The organism is Actinomadura sp. 3N407, from assembly GCF_052245875.1.
Classification (GTDB): Bacteria; Actinomycetota; Actinomycetes; order Streptosporangiales; family Streptosporangiaceae; genus Spirillospora.
Genome location: NZ_JBQQBP010000005.1, coordinates 58343 through 75978, shown reverse-complemented (window position 1 = coordinate 75978; position 17636 = coordinate 58343). Strand labels below are relative to the sequence as shown.

Genomic DNA, 17636 nt, shown 5'->3' with positions numbered 1-17636 from the left:
TTGGCTGAAACTCACTCGGTGGGGAATTGGCGGGCCATCACGAGCGCCTCGCCCTCGCACAGGACACGGCCGCCGGCGGTGGCGACGGCGTGCAGGTTGACCAGCGCCTTCTCGGGGCGGACTGCGCTGATCGTCACGGCGGCGTGGATCTGCTCGCCGGGCCTCGCCCGGGATGCGAAACGCAGATCCTGCTTGAGGTACATGGTTCCGTTGCCCGGCAGGTCGGTGCCGAGCAGCGTGGAGAACAGGCCCGCGATCAGCGGTTCGGGGACGGTGCCGGTCTCGGGTGCGCCGCCGGTCAGTTCGGTGTATCCGGCGAGGTCGGCGGCGGTGAACACGCGGCTGATCTCGGCCCGGCGGCCGGTGGCGGTGTCCCACCAGGTCGTCACGTCAGCTCTCCTTGGAACTCGCAGACGGTGGTGCCGTCGGTCCGGGTCACGGTGATGGTGACGGCCCGGTCCAGCGCGGCGGCGGCGATGGTGATCCGCTCGCCGGCCCGGGTGGGGGCGGGGAAGACGAGCGAGGTGGTGGCGAACGCGGCGTCCGGGTGGTGGCGCCGGATCGCGGTGCGGATCAGGGAGTACAGGTACATGCCGTGCGCGACGGTGCCGCCGAACGTGGTCGTCGCGGCGTAGACCGGGTCCACGTGGATCGGGTTGTCGTCGCCGCTCAGCTCGGCGAAGCGGGTGAAGTCGTCCTGGGTGACGGTGAACTCCTCGCGCCAGGTCACCGGGCGCAGGCGGCTCTTGACGATCTTCCCGGTGGCGTTGCGCGGGAGCTCGGGGACGAACTCCACGTGCTTGGGGACCTTGTATCCGGCCAGGTGCTCACGGCAGTACGCACGGATCTCGTCGGCGTCCGGGGCCGTGTCGCCTTCCGGGACGATGACGGCCTTGCCCACCTCGCCCCAGCGTTCGTCGGGGACGCCCACGACGGCGACCTCGGCGACGGCCGGGTGGCCGTACAGGACCGCCTCGACCTCCGCGGGGTAGACGTTCTCGCCGCCGGAGATGTACATGTCCTTCACCCGGTCGACGATCGTGAAGTCGCCGTCGGCGTCGCGGCGGGCGATGTCGCCCGACCGCAGCCAGCCGTCCTCGGTGAAGGACCGGCGGGTCAGCTCCGGCTGGTTCCAGTAGCCGGGGGTGACGCCGGGGCCGCGGATCAGCAGTTCGCCCTCGTCCGCGCCGCGCCCGCCGCCCGCGCCGGCTTCGGCTCCGCTGTCGAGGGTGACCTCGACGAACGGCTGCGGGCGGCCGACCGTCCCCGCCTTGCTGAGCGCGTTGCGCTCGTCGACCAGGAACACGGTCGGGCCGGTCTCGGTCATGCCCATGCCCTGCCGGACCGTGATGCCGCGTCCGGCGAGGGCGGTGAGCAGCGGCACCGGCATCGGCGCGCCGCCGCAGGCCCACGAGCGGACCCCGGACAGGTCGGTGCGTCCGAAGTCCTCGTGCTGGTGGAGGAGCTGGTACATGGTGGGGACGCCGAAGAACGCCGTCACCCGGGCGGAGAGCGCGTGCAACACCTGCGCGGGGTCGAACTCGTGCTGGATCATCGCGGTGCCGCCGGCCAGCAGGGTCGGCAGGGTGTAGAGGTTGATGCCGCCGGTGTGGAAGAACGGCAGCCCGTTGAGCGTGGTGTCGGTGCCCATGAGACCGATCGCGGTGCCGATGTTGAGGTGGTTGACGACGGCCATGCCGAAGGTCTGGATCACGCCCTTGGGACGTCCCGTGGTACCGGACGTGTAGAGCAGGTACCACGGGTCGCTCTCGTCGCGGAAGCCGTCAGGCCCGACCTCGCCGGACGCGGCGGCGAAGGTGTCGATCGCGACCGCCTTTGCGTCGAGCCCCCGCGCGGCGGCCGCGTGCACGTCATCGCCGACCAGCAGGGACGGCGAGCAGTCGGCGGTGATCTGGGCGAGCTCGGGAACCGGGAGCCGCCAGTTCAGCGGGACGAGCAGCGCGCCGATCCGGCCGCAGGCCAGCAGCAGCTCGATGATCTCGACCCGGTTGCCCGACAGCACCGCGACCCGGTCCCCGGCGCGCACACCGAGGTCGTCGCGCAGCCGCCAGGCCGTCCGGGACACCCGGCCGGCCGCCTCGCCGTAGGAGAACTCGCGGCCGCTCAACGTGTCGACCAGGGCGATCGCGTCCGGGTCGAGCCCGGCGCGGGCGGCTATCAGGTCAGGCACTCTCATGGTCGTTTTCCAGGTCCTCACTGGATTCGGGTGATCCGGTTGGAGATCAGCGAGTCGACGAAGACGGACGATCCGGACCTCACCACGTGCTGGGCGGCGAACAGGCCGCCGGGACGGGTGCCCAGATGCGGGTCCACCCAGTGGTCGAGGAACGCCGGTTTGATCTGCCCGTTCGCGTCGGGGTTCACGCCGGTGGGGTCGGCGTAGGAGCGGGCGACCATGTTGAAGCCGTCCCCGATCAGCAGCCCGCCGGCGTCCAGGCTGATGCCGACCGGGAGGAACAGCTCGCCGGCGGTGATGGCGTCGGGGTGGTCGTAGGTGCCGCCGCCCTGGCCGATCTTGCCGATGTAGGCGCCGGAGGAGGCGTTGAAGACCTGGACGCGCTGGTTGCGGCGGTCCACGGCGTAGACGCGGCCGCCGCCGGCGGTGACGTCCTGGATCTGGTCGAACGTGCCGTCGGCGCCCTCGCCGTAGAAGTTGGGCCCGGGGGCGTCGTCGGTGCCCTTGGCCGGGTCGGGGCCGCCCCTCACCCAGCCGAGGCTGAGGGACCCGCCGCTCAGATTGAAGCGGTACAGGTGGCCGCCGGTCGCGGTGATGTAGACGGCGGAGCCGTCGACGTCCACGGCCTGGGGATAGTTGCCGCCGGTGAAGCTGATGTCGGAGGCACCGGAGGTCCGGTAGGAGAGGTTGAAGACGTGCTGCTGGTTGCCCGCCGAGTCATAGATGCGCAGCGAGCTGTCACCGGTGTACGGCCACGGCAGGGCGGCGTCGCCGGCGACGAGGACGGCGACCTGGCCGCCGAAGACGCTGAGACCGGTGACACCGTACGAGACGTCCGCGAACTCTCCCCGGTAGGTGCCGTCCAGGCCGTACTTGTAGACGACGGTGTTGGGGGTGTCGCTGACCAGCAGCGTCTCCGGGCTGCCGGGCAGGACGTCGAGCGCGCCCGCGGCGTGCAGCTGGCCGGAGAGCGTCCGGGGATGGCCCCAGAACTCGTGGTCGGACTCGCCGCCCACACCGTCCGACACCGAGCAGCGCAGGATCTCCTGACGGGTGGGATGCTCCCAGCATTTCTTGATGCGGTGGTTGCCGGAGTCGCTGACGAGGAGGACGCGGGCGCCCGCGTAGAAGGTGCCCCAGGCCCAGATGTCCTCGGTGACGCGGGTGCCGTCGGGCTTCTCGACCGGGACGACGTCGTTGGGGAGCTGGAACGCCTCGTCCTCGGTCAGCTTGGTGGCGGGCAGCCGGATCTCGACCTGGTGGATGCCGAGCCTGCCGTAGGTCCAGGACGCCTCCGCGTCGCTGCTGAGGCTCGCGCGGTAGGAGGCGGTGCTGGTGCCCAGGTTGGGGAAGCGGACGATGCGTCCCGCGAAGGTGTCGGCGACGTAGAGGTTGCCGGCGCGGTCGGTGCGGACGCCCCGGGGCCGCTTGAGGTGCTCGGTCCCGCCGTCGTCGGTGAAACGGCCGAGGATGTCGACGAGGGTGAGGCCGCCGTCCGCGCCCACCTCGAAGACCTTGATGCGGTTGTTGCCCTGGTCGCAGACGTAGAGGTAGGTGCGCGAGCCGTCGGGTGAGCGCCAGTACGTCATGCCCTGCGGGATGCGGAAACCGTCGCGCTTGAGCGGCTGCCCGGCGTAGTCGTCGTAGTGGACGGAGTCGGTGCCGTAGTCCTTGTCCCGGCCGGGCAGGATCGGGCCGCCCTTGGAGCCGACGGTGGCGACCGGTGTCAGGTTCCACGTGGCCGGGTCGATCCGGAAGCCCTTCACGCGGTGGTTGAACTCGTCGGAGACGTAGAGGAGCCCGTCCGGCGTCACCGCCATGTTGCGGGGCAGCTTGAGGTCGTCGCCGCCGCCGGTGCCCTCCTGGCCGAAGGAGGTGACGTACCGGAACGCGCCGGGGTCGGCGGGGTCGGTGCGGAAGAAGTGGAGCCGGTGCACGCCCGCGTCGTTGACGTACAAGCCGGCCAGTCGGTCGTCGGCGGCCTCGCTCTTGGACAGGAAGTACAGGCCGATCGGCGCGGCGATCTCCGGGACGGAGGCGGCGGGGCTGTCGGGGGCCAGGGCGGTGTCACCGTCGTCGAGCGCGCCGATGGCGCGGCCGTCCATGTCGTGCACCCGGATGATGTGGTTGCCCATGTCCGCGACGTAGACGCGGGCGTCGGCCGGGTCGCCGGTGACGGAGTCGCGGTCGGTGGTGACGGTGGTCGGGGTGTTGAACTGGTACCGCTGGTGCGGAACCTGGCCGGTCAGCTCGGCGCCGCGGTCCTCGTCGGCGAAGGTGATCACGGTGTCCGCCTCCGCGGGGGCGGCCAGCAGGGTCGCGGTCAGAACCGGTGCCGCGAGGACCGCGGACCATCGTCGTTTCATGCCGGGCCTCCGTTGAGGAACGCGATCATGCCTTCGCGGGATTCGGGGGTGGTGACCTGGCGGACGAAGGCGCGGCGTTCGGTTTCCAGCCGGGCCGCGACGGCGTCCAGGTCGGGGGCGAGGAGGCGTTTGGCGACGGCGGCGGCGCGGCGGCCGGTGAGCTCGGCGGCCGTGTCGCGGGCCGCCCGGCGGACGTCGTCGTGGAGGCGGTGGGCCAGGCCCCAGTCGACGGCGGTGCGGGCGTCGATCGTCTCGTTGAGGAGCTGGACGGCGGCGGCGCGGGCGCGTCCGATGCGTTCGGGCAGCAGGGCGGTCCAGCCGCCGTCCGGGCCGAACCCGACCACGGTGTACCAGGGGGCGAAGGTGGCCTCGGGACCGACCAGCACGATGTCGGTGGCCAGGACCAGGCCGAGGGAACCGCCCGTCACGGGGCCGTGCACGGCCGCGACCGTGGGGATCTCCAGGCGCAGCAGGGCGAGGACGGCCCGGTTGAGCAGGCCGACGATCTCCTCTGCGTACTCCGCGAGCGCCTTGTCGCCCGCTTCTATGGCGCGGAGCGCTTCGGGGGGCGTGGGGGGTCGCCCCCCCACAGGCGACCCGGCGGAGCGGAGCGACCCGGGGGGTGCCGGGGGTCGTCCACCCAGGGGCAGCCCGGCGTGTTCGGCGAAGGCGCGGACGTCGCCGCCGGTGGAGAACGAGCGGCCCTCGGCCGCCAGCACCACCGCGCGCGTCTCGTCCGGGAGGCCCTCGATCACCGTGAGGAGATCGGTCAGCAGCTGCGGGACGAGGCTGTTGTGCCGCCGCGGGCGGTCCAGGGTGATGGTCGCCACCCCGGCGGCCAACTCCGTTCTGACCAGCATCGACCTGCCCTTCTGAGCCGAACATGAGACCTGAGTCACCTGGAAGGTACGCAGCCGCGGGTCAGCCCGTCAAGGGTGGAATGAGAGGTGATTCACCTGTTATCTTGAAGTCATGAGCGCCGTCGAGACACCCACCAGCGCCCGGGGCACGCCGCTGTCCAGCCGGGGCGAGCGCACCCGCCGCAAGCTGCTCGACGCCGCCGAGCGGGTCTTCGCCGAGCTGGGCTACTACGACGCCTCGATCGTCAAGCTCACCGAGGCCGCCCAGGTCTCACAGGGCACCTTCTACATCTACTTCGAGAGCAAACAGGAGATCTTCGACGAGCTCGTCGGCGATCTGAACCGCCGGGTCCGGCGCGCGATGCACGAGGCGTCCGCGCAGGGCACCACCCGGGCGGAGAGCGAGCGGCTCGGGTTCGCGGCGTTCTTCCGGTTCACCGCCGAACATCCGGCCCTGTACCGGATCATCCGGCAGGCCGAGTTCGTCTCCCCCGCCGCGCTCCACGAGCACTACGCCAAGATCGCCGAGGGCTACATCGCGGGGCTCCGCGAGGCCATGGCCGACGGCGACGTGGTCGAGGCCGATCCGGAGGTGCTCGCCTGGGCGCTGATGGGGGTCGGTGAGCTGATCGGGATGCGCTGGATCCTGTGGGACGGGCCGGAACCGCGCGAGGTCCCGCCCGAGGTGTTCGAGCAGATGTACGGGTTCATCACCCGGGGCCTTCTGCCTCGCTAGCTCCGCTCGCTCCCCGCGTGCGGCGGTCAGACCGCGTCGCCGTCGTCCTCGCCGTTGTTGTAGAGGGCGTCGTGCTGACGGCGGGGCGAGCAGACCGAGGCGGAGGGGCAGGAGCAGCGGCCGCCGCTGTTGAGGCGGACGGTGACCTTGTCCGAGGGGACGTTGCGTCCCACGACCTGGCCGGGGCCGTTCGGGGTGTCCACGCGGGAGCCCAGGGCCGGCATCCTCTCGTGCGCCTTCACGTAGAGCGGGTGCTCGTACTTGAGGCAGCACATCAGGCGGCCGCACGCACCGGCGATGCGGAGAGGGTTGACGGGGAGGTCCTGTTCCTTCGCCATGCGGACGGAGACGGGCTCGAAGTCCTTGAGGAACGTGGCGCAGCACAGGTCGCGGCCGCACGGGCCGATGCCGCCCTGGAGGCGCGCCTCGTCGCGGGGGCCGACCTGACGCAGCTCGACGCGGGCCTTGATGCCGCGGGCCAGGTCGCGGACGAGGGCACGGAAGTCGACCCGGTGCGGGGCCGTGAAGTAGATCTTGAAGACGTTGTCGGTGTCGAGGTAGTCGACGCCGATGACCTTCATCGGGAGTTCGTGTTTGCGGATGAGGCGCTTGGCGATCGCGCGGCCCTCGGCGCGGCGGCGGCGGTTGGCCTCGTCGCGGGCGAGGTGCTCGTCGGTGGCGGGGCCGGCGCATTCGGGGAGGCCGCCGATGTCGTCGGAGACCCACTGCGGCGCCCACACGCACTCGGCGACCTCGGGGCCGGAGTCGGTGGGGACGAGGACCTTGTCGCCGACCTGCGGGGTGTGCGGACCTGGATCGAGGTAGTAGAGGCGGCCGTACCGGGTGAAGCTGACTGCCATCACCATGCCCACGGTTTCGCTCCGTTCGCCCGGTTTCGTGCGACCCACTCTAGGCCGTCCGGGCAAGGTGGCTCACCAGGCGGCGTCGGCGAGGTCCTCCCCGGGGACGGCGGGAACGCCCTGCGTGTAGAGGTCACCGGCGGTCGCCAGGACCCGCTTGCCCGTGTGGGCGGTGTCGAGGCCGGTCAGTTCGCCCTTCACCTTCTGCCGCCACAGGACCTCGGCGGGCTCGCCCGCCAGGGTGTACGCCTGGAGGGACAGCTGGGAGTCCTTCACGACGCCGGCGACGATCCTCTTGCCGGACAGGATCGCGGTGGTGGTGCCCTTGGGGAGGTTCAGGACGGCCTTGCTCAGCTTCAGGTCGCCTGCGGCGCCGCCGGTGTCGAGCGTCCGGACCTGGTGGTCGGTCTCCTTGAGGTCGCCGCCCACCGACCGGACGGAGCTCCAGACGAACGAGAGCGTGGCGCCGGACCACGAGAGGCTGCCGACACGGCCGGACGCCTGCGTCGTCCACACCTTGTGGGTTCCGGTGGCCGCGGAGACGACGTCCACGCGGCTGCGGGCGCCCTTGTAGGTGACGTAGGCGATGGTGCCGCCGTCCGCGCTCGCGGCGAGTTCCGACCACTTGGTGGACACGCCCGGGACGGTGGCCTTCGGCAGGTCCTGAAGGTCCTTGGGGCGTCCGTCCTCGTCCAGGTGGAGGCGCTGGAACGTCACCTCGCGGTCGGCGTAGGACGCGACGATGTACGAGCCGTCCTTGACCGCCGCGACGCGGTGGAACCGGCGGCCCTGCGGCGCGGCGACGGGAAGGCCGACGTCGGCGCCGGTGTGGATGTCGCGGACGATGAGCGCGGTGCCGGACGCGGTGACGCCGACGACGAACCGGGGCTCGGTCCTCTTGGCCTCCGCGGCGGGCTGGGCCTCGTGCGGCTTCTCGTCGGCGCGCTGCTGGCGGTGCACGACGTCCACGCCTCCGCCGATGAACAGCGCGGCGGCGGCGGCGACGCCGATCGGGACGAGGCCCCTCCAAGAGCCGAGAATCGTCCCGCGGGGTGGGTCCTCGCGCCTGTCGTCCATGGGGTCGCCCTACACCTGCCCTTCCGTTGTCCGTGACCCGTGACCCGTCGTTTCTACCTCATCCACATCGCTCGAACATCCATGAATGCGGAGTTACCACATTGCGGCGGAGCCACAGGCCGCCAGCCGGGGGGCGGCGTCAGCCGAGCGCCGCCCGAGCGGCCTCCACCAGGGAAGCACGATACGACCCACCGAAGAGTGCCACATGCACAAGAAGGGGATGCAACTGGTGCAACGCGACCCGCGCACGCCACCCGGCGGCCAGCGGCGCGGCCTCGTCGTACGCGGCGAGGACCCGATCGAGGAGCGGCGTCCCGAACAGCGCCATCATCGCCAGGTCGGTCTCGCGGTGGCCGCCGTGCGCCGCCGGGTCGATGAGCATCGCCCGGTCGCCGGTCCACAGGACGTTGCCCGACCACAGGTCGCCGTGGATGCGGCTCGGCGGCTCCGGTGGACCGGCGAGCGCCTCGACGTCCGCCATCACCCGCTCGATGAGGCGGACGTCCCCGGGCGACAGGTGGCGGGCGCCGAGCCGCAGGAACGGTTCGAGGCGGCGCTCGGCGTACCAGCGGGGCCAGTCGCGGCCGTCCGGGGTGTTGTCGAGCGGGAGGTCGGCGATGAAACCGTCCCAGGACGCCCCGTAGGACGGCGGGCGGGCACCGGTGTGCAGGGCGGCCAGTTCGCTTCCGAGACGTTCGGCGGTGGATGGGGCGGGCGACGCGGACGGCAGCCACGGCAGGACGAGCATGTGGTCGTCGGCCGCGACGACGTCGGGGACGGGTGTTCCGGGGCCCGCCTCGCCCAGCCAGCGCAGCCCCGCCGCCTCCGCCGCGAACACGCCCGCCTCGGAGGCGGCCGCGCCGTCCCTCCGCGGCGACGCGGACGCCGCCTTCACGAACACCTCGCGGCCGTCGGCCAGCGACGCCCGGTGCAGCGTCCACGCATGGCTGGAGCCGAGGTCGCTCAGGCCGTCGACCCGCGTTCCGAGCAGCCGCTCAAGCCTGTCCCGCACCACGCTCAGCCGACCTTGAGCGCGGTGCGGATCTCCTCCACAAGGCGCGGCATGGCCGCCTCCACCTGCTCCAGGACGATGTCGAAACCGTCGAGGCCGCCGTAGTAGGGGTCGGGGACGTCCAGGTCGGGGCCCGCGTCCGGGTCGAACTCGCGCAGCAGCCTGATCTTGGCGCGGGCCTCCTCGTCCGGCGCCATCGACCGCAGCGCCCGCAGGTGCCCCTCGTCCAGCGCCAGGATCAGGTCGTAGCGGCCGAACCAGCCCTCCTCGAACTGCCGGGCGACGTGCGCGGACCGGTAGCCCGCCCGCCGCAGCGTCTCGACGGTCCGGGAGTCGGCGTCATCGCCCACATGCCAGTTTCCGGTGCCCGAACTGTCGACCTCGACGTCCAGGCCCTCCTCCTCGACGTGGTGGCGCAGGACCCATTCGGCCATCGGCGAGCGGCAGATGTTGCCGGTGCAGACGAACGTGACTCGGTACGACATGCCTCCATGATGGCCGACCCCACGACCTCGCGACCACGACCTCGCAACCCCGCGACCTCCCAACCCCTGCGACCTGACGACCCCACGGAAACGCGGCCCCCGACCGTCGCCGGTCGGGGGCCGCGCCCTGGGGTGGGTCAGCGCTGGACGGCGTTCAGCGCGTCCACGATGCCGTTGCCGAAGAACCCGTTCCGCTCCTTCGAGCCTTCACAGGTCTGCGTCGAGGTCTGCTTCACCCACTCGCCGTCCGTCTGGCGGTACCAGACGTACTCGACGGTCCGGGGGCTCGGGCATTCCTTGGCGGTGGCGGTGCCGCGCAGGACGTGCTCCACGTGGCGCGGGCTCATGGTGAGACCGCCGTTGCGCCGGTCCCTGTGCCCGTACTTGCTGACGATGAGCGCGGCGACGCCGACGGCGTGCGGTGACGCCATCGAGGTGCCCTGGATCGACTGGTAGTAGGCGCAGTCGTCGCCCTTGCAGCTGCGGATCAGGTACGGCACGTTCGGCGTCCCGTCGGCGTTCAGCTCACCGCGGTCCTTCGCGAGCCGCTCGGGGTAGGCGGCCCAGATGCCGGCGCGGTCGTCCGGACGCTGGTCGGGGGTGTCGACCTTGTCGCCGCCGGGCGCCGCCACCGCGACGTAGCCGTCGCCGAAGCTGCTGTAGTACGACTTGCGGCCGCTCGGGCCCGTCGACGACACCGGGATGACGTGGTCGCCCTCGGACGGCATCGACACGCAGCTCGCCGGGATCGTCCGCTCGTAGGGCTCCTCGCCCGGCACGGACGGGAAGTCGGGGCTGCCGGAGTCGGTGTTCGTCTTGGTGTAGTCGACGAAGTCGTTGCCGGCGGCGGCGATCAGCGTGACGCCCCGCTCGTGCGCGAAGTCCAGCGCGCGCTGCGTGGCCTTGATGATGGTGCGCTGCTCCAGCTGGTTCTCGGGGCTGTCGGCCGGGTTGTTGCCGCAGTTCCACAACCACGGGTCCACGTAGTAGCTCATGTTGACGACGTCGATGCCGCGCTTGGCCGCGTACGTGAGGCCGTCGACGGTCGGCTGCAGGAAGAAGTAGCCGGAGTCCTGCCCGACGCGCAGGTTGACGATCGACACGTTCGGGGCGACGCCCGCCATGCCGAGCCCGTTGCGGGGCGACGCGATCGTGGACGCGACGTGCGTGCCGTGGTCGTTGTCGTCCCAGTCGTTGGGGTCGACGCACGACTTGAACTCGCAGGGCCCGTCGACCTCGTTCCCGTTGGCGTCCGTCGGGATGTCGCGGGTGAAGTTGCGGCTGAGCCTGCGGTTGAAGTTCGCCTTGATGTCGGGGTGGTCGCCGTCCACGCCCGTGTCGAGGATTCCGACGAGCACCCGCTTGTCGCCGGGCTCCTTCTTGTACGAGCCGTCCGCCGTCGCGTGGATCTGCTTCATGTCCCACTGGAGGTCGGCGAGCGGCTCGGTGTCCTTGGACGGCTTACCGGTGAGGGACACCGTGGCCTTGGTGCCGACGGTCTCCTCGACCTTCGCGGCCTTCTTCTTCGGTTTCTTCGGCGCCTTGCCGATGACGCGGTTGTGCGCGGCGCCCTCCAGGGCCCTTTCGCGCATCACCGCGCGGACGAACTCCGGATTGTCCGAACGGACGGTCGCGACGCCCACGTCACGGTTCTCGTGGACGATCTTGCCTCCGGCCTCTCTCACCGCGTGGTGAGCTCTGCCTAGTGAGACGCCCTCCTTGTAAAGGACGACGTATTCCGACACCTCACCCTTCGCGGGCGCCGGATTCGGAGCCGCTGATGCTGGGAACGCGAGGGCCGTCACGGTGGTGACGGCGCACGCGGCGGAAATCAAGGCTCGCCGCAAAGCAGACCTCCTGGCCGTTGGGGGGATAGCCCGGTCGGTTGTTGATCAGCCAGGCGACGTTACTCGCGTTCACATTGAGAGTCGTGTACGGATTTGTAACGAATGGGGAGAGCTCTTGTAAGGCCGCTGATCACCCGGTGCGCAGGGCTAGGGTGAGCGCCTCCACGGCCAGCAGGGGGTTGACGTTCACGTCCAGCCGCTCCCGGCACGCCATGATCGCGTCCAGCCGCCTGAGCGTGTCCTCGGGACGTCCGCTCGCCGCCGCCGTCCGCAGCTCGGGACCCAGATCGGTGTTCACGAGGTCGCCGCCCGCCCCGAGCTGAAGCGTCAGCACGTCCCGGTAGTAGGACGCCAGGTCGAGCAGCGTCCGGTCCAGGGCATCGCGCTTGACCCGCGTCGCCCGCGACTTCTGCCGGTCCTCCAGGTCCTTGAGCGCCCCCGCCGTCCCCCGCGGCATCCGCCCCTTGGCGCTCTCACCGAGCGCCTGCCGCAGCGTGGACGTCTCCGTCTCGTTCAGCTCCTCCGCCTGCGTCTTCGCCTCCGCCTCGGCCGCCTTGACCAGCGCGTCCGCCGCCGTCACCGCTGGGCCCACCGACGTCAGCCGGCGCGGGACCGCCATCACCGCCTCCCGGCGCCGCCACGCCTCCGGGTCGGTCGCCAGCCGCCGCGCCCGGCTGATGTGCCCCTGCGCGGCCCGCGCCACCACCTCGGCAGTGTCCCGGTCCACGCCGTCCCGCAGGACGAGGACGTCCACGACCGCGTCGATCGGCGGGGTCCGCAGCGTCACCAGCCGGCACCGCGACCTGATCGTCACCAGCAGGTCGTCCGGCGACGGCGTGCACAGCAGCCACACCGTCCGCGCCGGGGGCTCCTCGATCGCCTTCAGCAGCGCGTTCGCCGCCGCCTCCGTCGCCCGGTCGGCGTCCTCGAACAGCACGACCTGCCAGCGGCCCATGCTCGGCGACGACGCCGCCCGCAGCACCAGCGCGCGGGTCTCCCTCACCCCGTACGACAGGCCCGCCGGGCGGACGACCTCCACGTCCGCGTGCGTGCCCCGGAGAACCTGGTGGCAGGACGCGCAGTGCCCGCAGCCGCGCGGCGTCTCCTCGCACTGCAGCGCCGCCGCGAACGCCCGCGCCGCGACGGACCGCCCCGCCCCCGGCGGCCCCGTGAACAGCCACGCGTGCGCCAGGCCGCCGCCCGTGCCCTCCGCGGCCGACGACAACTCGGCGACGACGGGTTCCTGCCCGACCAGGTCATCCCACACGCTCATGGCAAAGAGGCTAGCCGGGTCAGAAGTCCCTGATGGCCGGGAAGGTGCTCGTGGCGTCCTCGGTGCCGGCCGGGACGGGGTCGGGGAGGATCTCGCGGATGCGGTACTGGATCTCGCGGCTCAGCTCGCCCTGCGGGCGGCCCGCGTCCACGATCAGGTAGCGGTCCGGGTCGGCCTCGGCGAGGGCGCGGAAACCGGCGCGGACGCGCTCGTGGAAGTCCTGCGACTCCGACTCGATGCGGTCGGCGGGGGCCGACAGCCGGCGGAGGCCCGTCTGCGGCGGCACCTCCATCAGGACCGTCAGGTCGGGGACGAGGCCGCCGGTGGCCCACGCGTTCACGCGGGCGATGTCCTCCACCGCCTGCTGCCGCCCGAAGCCCTGGTAGGCGAGGGACGAGTCGACGTACCGGTCGCTGACCACGATCGCGCCGCGGTCCATCGCGGGCTTGATGACGTTGGCGACGTGGTCGGCGCGGTCGGCGGCGTACAGCAGGGTCTCGGCGCGGTCGGACAGGCCGGTGGTGTCGCGGTCCAGCAGCATCGCGCGCAGCCGCATTCCGATCTTGGTGGCGCCGGGCTCGTGCGTGGTGACGACGTCGTAGCCGTGGTCGCGGAGCCAGATCGCCGCCAGCCGCGCCTGGGTGGTCTTCCCGGCGCCCTCACCGCCCTCGAACGCGATGAACACGCCGCGTTCGCGGCGGGCGGGCCGCTGCGGCAGCGCGGCGGCCTGCTCCGGCGGCGTGTAGATCTCGCCGCGCAGCGCGGCGCGCAGGTCGGGGACGAGGGGGATGCCGCGCCGGTCGTCCAGCCTCCTGTACGCGACGAGGCTCGTCAGCAGGGCGAGGACGGCCGCGACGAGCAGCCCGATGCCCGAACCGTCGATGTCGTAGACGCCGCCGCCGAGTTCGAGGCGGTGCGAGCCGGCCGCACCGGCGATCAGCGGGACCGCGGCGAACACGACCACCGCGGTGACGAGGGCGACCGACCGCAGGTAGGCGGACGGGCGGGTGTCCTCCGGCGCGTCCGGGTCGGTGAGCGCGGCGATGCCGTTCGACCAGGCGGCCCCGGCGAACATCCCGAGGAACCCGGTCATGAACACGACGACGACGAGGTTCTGCACGAGGGCGATGACGATCAGCGCGAGCGCGGCGGCGACCACCGCGAGGCCGAGGAGCCTGCGGCGGCTGAACGGGACGAGGGCGCGCGGCCCGAGGAACGCCCCGAAGCCGAGCCCCACCGTGAGACCGGCGAGGACACTGCCGTAGCCGGCGTCCCCGCCGTCCAGCCCGCCGGTGTGCACCCGGGCGACGGCGACGACCGCGCCCGCCGTCAGGGACGCCGCGGCGACGGCGATGCCGATACCGCGCGCGGCGGCCGTCCCCGGCCCCTGGAAGATCGACTTCAGCGGTGCGGGGACGGGGGCCGACCAGGTCGCCGGGATCTCGCGGATCATCGCGACGGCGGCGGCCGAGGCGAGGAACGCGGCGGCGGTCACGTACAGGGCGAGGTCGGCGCGGGAATCGCGGCCGAGCGTCCCGCCCGCGATCAGGGCGAGGACGGCGAACAGCAGCGCCGCGACCGGCGCCGGGCCGAACAGGACGCGGGTCGCCGAGCGGCGGGCGGCGGCGCGCAGATCCTCGTCCGGCACCACCGCGGGCAGCGCGGCACGCGCCGCCGGCGTCCACACCAGGCTCAGGCAGGCGACGAGGAACGCGGCGGCGAACGTCCACGGCAGCGTGTTCACGAGCGGCACCGTCACGACGACCACCAGCCGCAGCACATCGGCGATGATCAGCATCAGCCGGCGGTCGGCGCGGGCGGCGAGCATGCCGCCGAGCGGTGCGAGCAGCACCGCCGGCAGCAGCATCGACGCGAGCACGCCGCCGACCGCCTGCGCACGCGTGGCCGCGTCGTCATCGCCGGTCAGCGTCATGGCCATCGCGGACAGCGCCGGGACGGCGAGCCACAGGCCGAGGCCGGACAGCGACAGTGCGAACCGCAGCCGCCGCAACGGCCCGATCGACGAATGCGACGTAACGCCCGGCGGCGGTGGAGCTGCGGGGTGCGGCCGGGGTGCGCCCGTTCTGGTCATGTCGGTCAGGGTATCGGCGTGGATGTCCCTAGGAGCCGGACTTTGCGGAGGTTCGGCGACGCGTTGTGGTCTTCTTCGCCGTCTTCTTCTTCCCACCACTCGCGGCCACCTTCTCACGCCGCTCCGCGAGCAGCTCCGCCGCACGCTGGATGGTGATCGACTCGACCTCGTCGCCCTTGCGCAGGCTCGCGTTCGTCTCACCGTCGGTGACGTACGGCCCGAACCGCCCCTCCTTCACCACGACCGGCTCCCCGCTCGACGGGTCCTTGCCCAGCTCCCGCAGCGGCGCGGCCGCCGCGGCACGGCGCCCCCGCTGCTTCGGCTGCGCGAACAGCTCCTTCGCCTGCTCCAGCGTGACGGTGAAGAGGTCCTCCTCCGAACCCAGCGAACGGCTGTCGGTGCCCCTCTTGATGTACGGGCCGAACCGCCCGTTCTGCGCGGTCACCGGCTCGCCGTCCAGCTCACCGAGCGTCCGCGGCAGCGACAGCAGCTTCAGCGCGTCGTCCAGCGTGATCGTGTCGAGCGACATCGACTTGAAGAGCGAACCGGTGCGCGGCTTGGCGGCGTCGGCCTTCTTCGTCCGCTTCTTCTTCTCCCCCTCGGCCGGCGGCGCGGCCTCGGGACGGATCTCGGTGACGTACGGGCCGAACCGCCCGGACTTCGCCACGATCGTGTTGCCGGTCTCCGGGTCGGTGCCGAGCTCCCGGTCACCGGACGGCTGCGCGAACAGCTCCTCGGCCTTCTCGGCGGTCAGCTCGTCCGGCGCGATGTCGTCGGGGATGTTGACCCGCTCGCCGTCCCGGTCGAGATACGGCCCGTACCGCCCGACGCGCACCATGATGTCGGTGCCCTTGATCGGGAAGGAGCTGACACCCTTGGCGTCGATGTCGCCGATGTCGCTGACCAGCTCCTTCAGGCCTTCCTCACCGTTGTCGCCGAAGTAGAAGCGCGTCAGCCAGCGGACACCCTCCGCCTCGCCGCGGGCGATCTCGTCGAGACCGTCCTCCATGTGGGCGGTGAAGTCGTAGTCGACCAGGTTGCCGAAGTGCAGCTCCAGCAGGTTGACCACGGCGAACGCCAGGAACGACGGGACCAGCGCCGTGCCCTTCTTGAACACGTACTCGCGGGCCAGGATCGTCCCGATGATCGAGGCATAGGTCGACGGGCGCCCGATCTCCCGCTCCTCCAGCTCCTTGACCAGGCTCGCCTCGGTGTAGCGGGCCGGCGGGCGGGTCGAGTGGCCCTCCGCGTCCACGCTGTTCGCGGTCAGCGGGTCGCCCTCCGCCAGGTTCGGCAGCCGCCGCTCCTGGTCGTCGCGGTCCGTGGACGGGTCGTCCGCGCTCTCCACGTACGCCTTCAGGAACCCGTGGAACGTGATCGTCTTACCGGTCGCGTTGAACTCGGCCCGCTCGTCGCGCGTCGACAGGCCCGTCACGCGGATCGACACCGACTGCCCGACAGCGTCCTTCATCTGCGACGCGATCGTCCGCTTCCAGATCAGCTCGTACAGGCGGAACTGGTCACCGGACAGGCCCGTCTCCGCCGGCGTGCGGAACGTCTCGCCCGCCGGGCGGATCGCCTCGTGCGCCTCCTGCGCGTTCTTCACCTTGGACGCGTAGACGCGCGGCTTGTCCGGGACGTACTCGCCGCCGAACAGCGCCGCCGCCTGCCGCCGCGCCGCCGTGATCGCCGTCTCCGACAGCGTGATCGAGTCGGTGCGCATGTAGGTGATGAAGCCGTTCTCGTACAGCTTCTGCGCCACCGACATCGTGTACTTCGCGGAGAAGCTCAGCTTGCGGCTCGCCTCCTGCTGGAGGGTCGTCGTCCGAAACGGGGGATACGGCTTGCGCGTATAGGGCTTGCGCTCGACGGACTTGACCTCGTACGGCCGTCCCCGCAGCCGCTCCGCCAGGCCCCGCGCCGCCTCCTCGTCCAGGTGCAGCACGTCCCTCGCCTTGAGGGTGCCGTCCGACGCGAAGTCACGGCCCTGCGCCACCCGCTTGCCGTCCACGGACAGCAGGCCGGCCTTGAACGCCTTCGGCTCCTCGTCCTTGCCCGTGTCGAACTGCGCGGCGATGTCCCAGTAGTGGGCCGGGACGAACGCGATCCGCTCCCGCTCCCGCTCCACGACCAGCCGCGTCGCCACCGACTGCACCCGGCCCGCCGACAGCTTCGGCATGACCTTCTTCCACAGGACGGGGCTGACCTCGTACCCGTAGAGGCGGTCCAGGATGCGGCGCGTCTCCTGCGCGTCCACCAGCCGCATGTTCAGCTCCCGCGGGTTCGCGGCGGCGCGCTGGATCGCGTCCTTGGTGATCTCGTTGAAGACCATCCGGTGCACGGGGACCTTCGGCTTCAGGACGTCCTGGAGATGCCAGGCGATCGCCTCGCCCTCCCGGTCCTCGTCCGTCGCGAGGTAGAGCTCGTCGGCCTCGGCGAGCAGCTTCTTGAGCTTCTGGACCTGCTGCCGCTTGTCGGCGTTGACCACGTAGAGCGGCTCGAACTCGTGCTCGACGTTCACGCCGAGCTTGGCCCACGACTCGCCCTTGTACTTGGCCGGCACCTCCGAGGCGCTGCCCGGGAGGTCCCGGATATGGCCGATACTGGACTCCACGATGTACCCACGACCCAGGTACCCCGCGATCGTCTTCGCCTTCGCGGGCGACTCGACGATCACCAGGCGGGTACCGGCGCCGTTGCCCCGGCCACTGTTCGCGGTGCCGTTCTTGGCTGGCACAGTCGCTCCAACCTCGCTGTCTTGGTCCTTTTGCCTTACACGGGCTCTTTACCTACCGGCTTGCTACAACGTCAGATGAGGGCGCGTTCATGCC

The 17636-nt window shown here is 71.5% G+C and carries 13 protein-coding genes; 1 reads left to right on the top strand and 12 read right to left on the bottom strand.

Going from position 1 to position 17636, the window contains the following annotated elements; translation table 11 throughout:
• Nucleotides 1-11 precede the first annotated feature (11 nt).
• The 4 genes from ACTWPP_RS13810 to ACTWPP_RS13795 are packed head-to-tail and all read right to left on the bottom strand — an operon-like array spanning nucleotide 12 to nucleotide 5423.
• Complete coding sequence (locus tag ACTWPP_RS13810; RefSeq protein ID WP_443104634.1) at nucleotides 12-389, bottom strand: hypothetical protein; 378 nt, start codon at nucleotides 387-389, stop codon at nucleotides 12-14.
• Nucleotides 386-2197: an AMP-binding protein gene (locus ACTWPP_RS13805; protein ID WP_443104633.1), complete on the bottom strand. Its 1812-nt coding sequence runs from the start codon at nucleotides 2195-2197 to the stop codon at nucleotides 386-388. Before ACTWPP_RS13805 ends, ACTWPP_RS13810 begins: the two co-directional genes overlap by 4 nt.
• Nucleotides 2198-2214: 17 nt before the next feature.
• Nucleotides 2215-4563, bottom strand: coding sequence for an NHL repeat-containing protein (locus ACTWPP_RS13800; RefSeq protein ID WP_443104632.1), 2349 nt, complete (start codon nucleotides 4561-4563; stop codon nucleotides 2215-2217).
• Complete coding sequence (locus ACTWPP_RS13795; protein WP_443104631.1) at nucleotides 4560-5423, bottom strand: enoyl-CoA hydratase/isomerase family protein; 864 nt, start codon at nucleotides 5421-5423, stop codon at nucleotides 4560-4562. Before ACTWPP_RS13795 ends, ACTWPP_RS13800 begins: the two co-directional genes overlap by 4 nt.
• A gap of 112 nt (nucleotides 5424-5535) precedes the next feature.
• Here ACTWPP_RS13795 and ACTWPP_RS13790 point away from each other — a divergent pair, with 112 nt between their 5' ends.
• The gene (locus ACTWPP_RS13790; protein WP_443104630.1) at nucleotides 5536-6159 is read left to right on the top strand and encodes a TetR/AcrR family transcriptional regulator; all 624 of its coding nucleotides are present in this window, start codon (nucleotides 5536-5538) and stop codon (nucleotides 6157-6159) included.
• Between the two features lie 26 nt (nucleotides 6160-6185).
• Here the strand turns inward: ACTWPP_RS13790 and ACTWPP_RS13785 are convergent, their stop codons facing one another.
• The 8 genes from ACTWPP_RS13785 to topA form a co-directional block, all read right to left on the bottom strand.
• Complete coding sequence (locus tag ACTWPP_RS13785) at nucleotides 6186-7025, bottom strand: PSP1 domain-containing protein (protein WP_443105100.1); 840 nt, start codon at nucleotides 7023-7025, stop codon at nucleotides 6186-6188.
• Nucleotides 7026-7091: 66 nt separating this feature from the next.
• Nucleotides 7092-8096, bottom strand: coding sequence for a hypothetical protein (locus ACTWPP_RS13780; protein WP_443104629.1), 1005 nt, complete (start codon nucleotides 8094-8096; stop codon nucleotides 7092-7094).
• Between the two features lie 139 nt (nucleotides 8097-8235).
• On the bottom strand, nucleotides 8236-9111 hold the full coding sequence (locus ACTWPP_RS13775; RefSeq protein ID WP_443104628.1) for a fructosamine kinase family protein: 876 nt from the start codon (nucleotides 9109-9111) through the stop codon (nucleotides 8236-8238).
• A 2-nt stretch (nucleotides 9112-9113) separates the two neighbouring features.
• Nucleotides 9114-9593: a low molecular weight protein-tyrosine-phosphatase gene (locus ACTWPP_RS13770; protein ID WP_443104627.1), complete on the bottom strand. Its 480-nt coding sequence runs from the start codon at nucleotides 9591-9593 to the stop codon at nucleotides 9114-9116.
• A gap of 137 nt (nucleotides 9594-9730) precedes the next feature.
• A complete protein-coding gene (locus ACTWPP_RS13765; protein WP_443104626.1) occupies nucleotides 9731-11278 on the bottom strand; it encodes a S8 family peptidase in 1548 nt (515 codons plus the stop codon).
• A 292-nt stretch (nucleotides 11279-11570) separates the two neighbouring features.
• Nucleotides 11571-12713: a DNA polymerase III subunit delta' gene (locus ACTWPP_RS13760; RefSeq protein WP_443104625.1), complete on the bottom strand. Its 1143-nt coding sequence runs from the start codon at nucleotides 12711-12713 to the stop codon at nucleotides 11571-11573.
• A 19-nt stretch (nucleotides 12714-12732) separates the two neighbouring features.
• Nucleotides 12733-14805, bottom strand: coding sequence for a dTMP kinase (tmk, locus tag ACTWPP_RS13755; protein WP_443104624.1), 2073 nt, complete (start codon nucleotides 14803-14805; stop codon nucleotides 12733-12735).
• Between the two features lie 28 nt (nucleotides 14806-14833).
• Nucleotides 14834-17542: a type I DNA topoisomerase gene (topA, locus tag ACTWPP_RS13750; RefSeq protein WP_443104623.1), complete on the bottom strand. Its 2709-nt coding sequence runs from the start codon at nucleotides 17540-17542 to the stop codon at nucleotides 14834-14836.
• Between the last annotated feature and the right edge of the window lie 94 nt (nucleotides 17543-17636).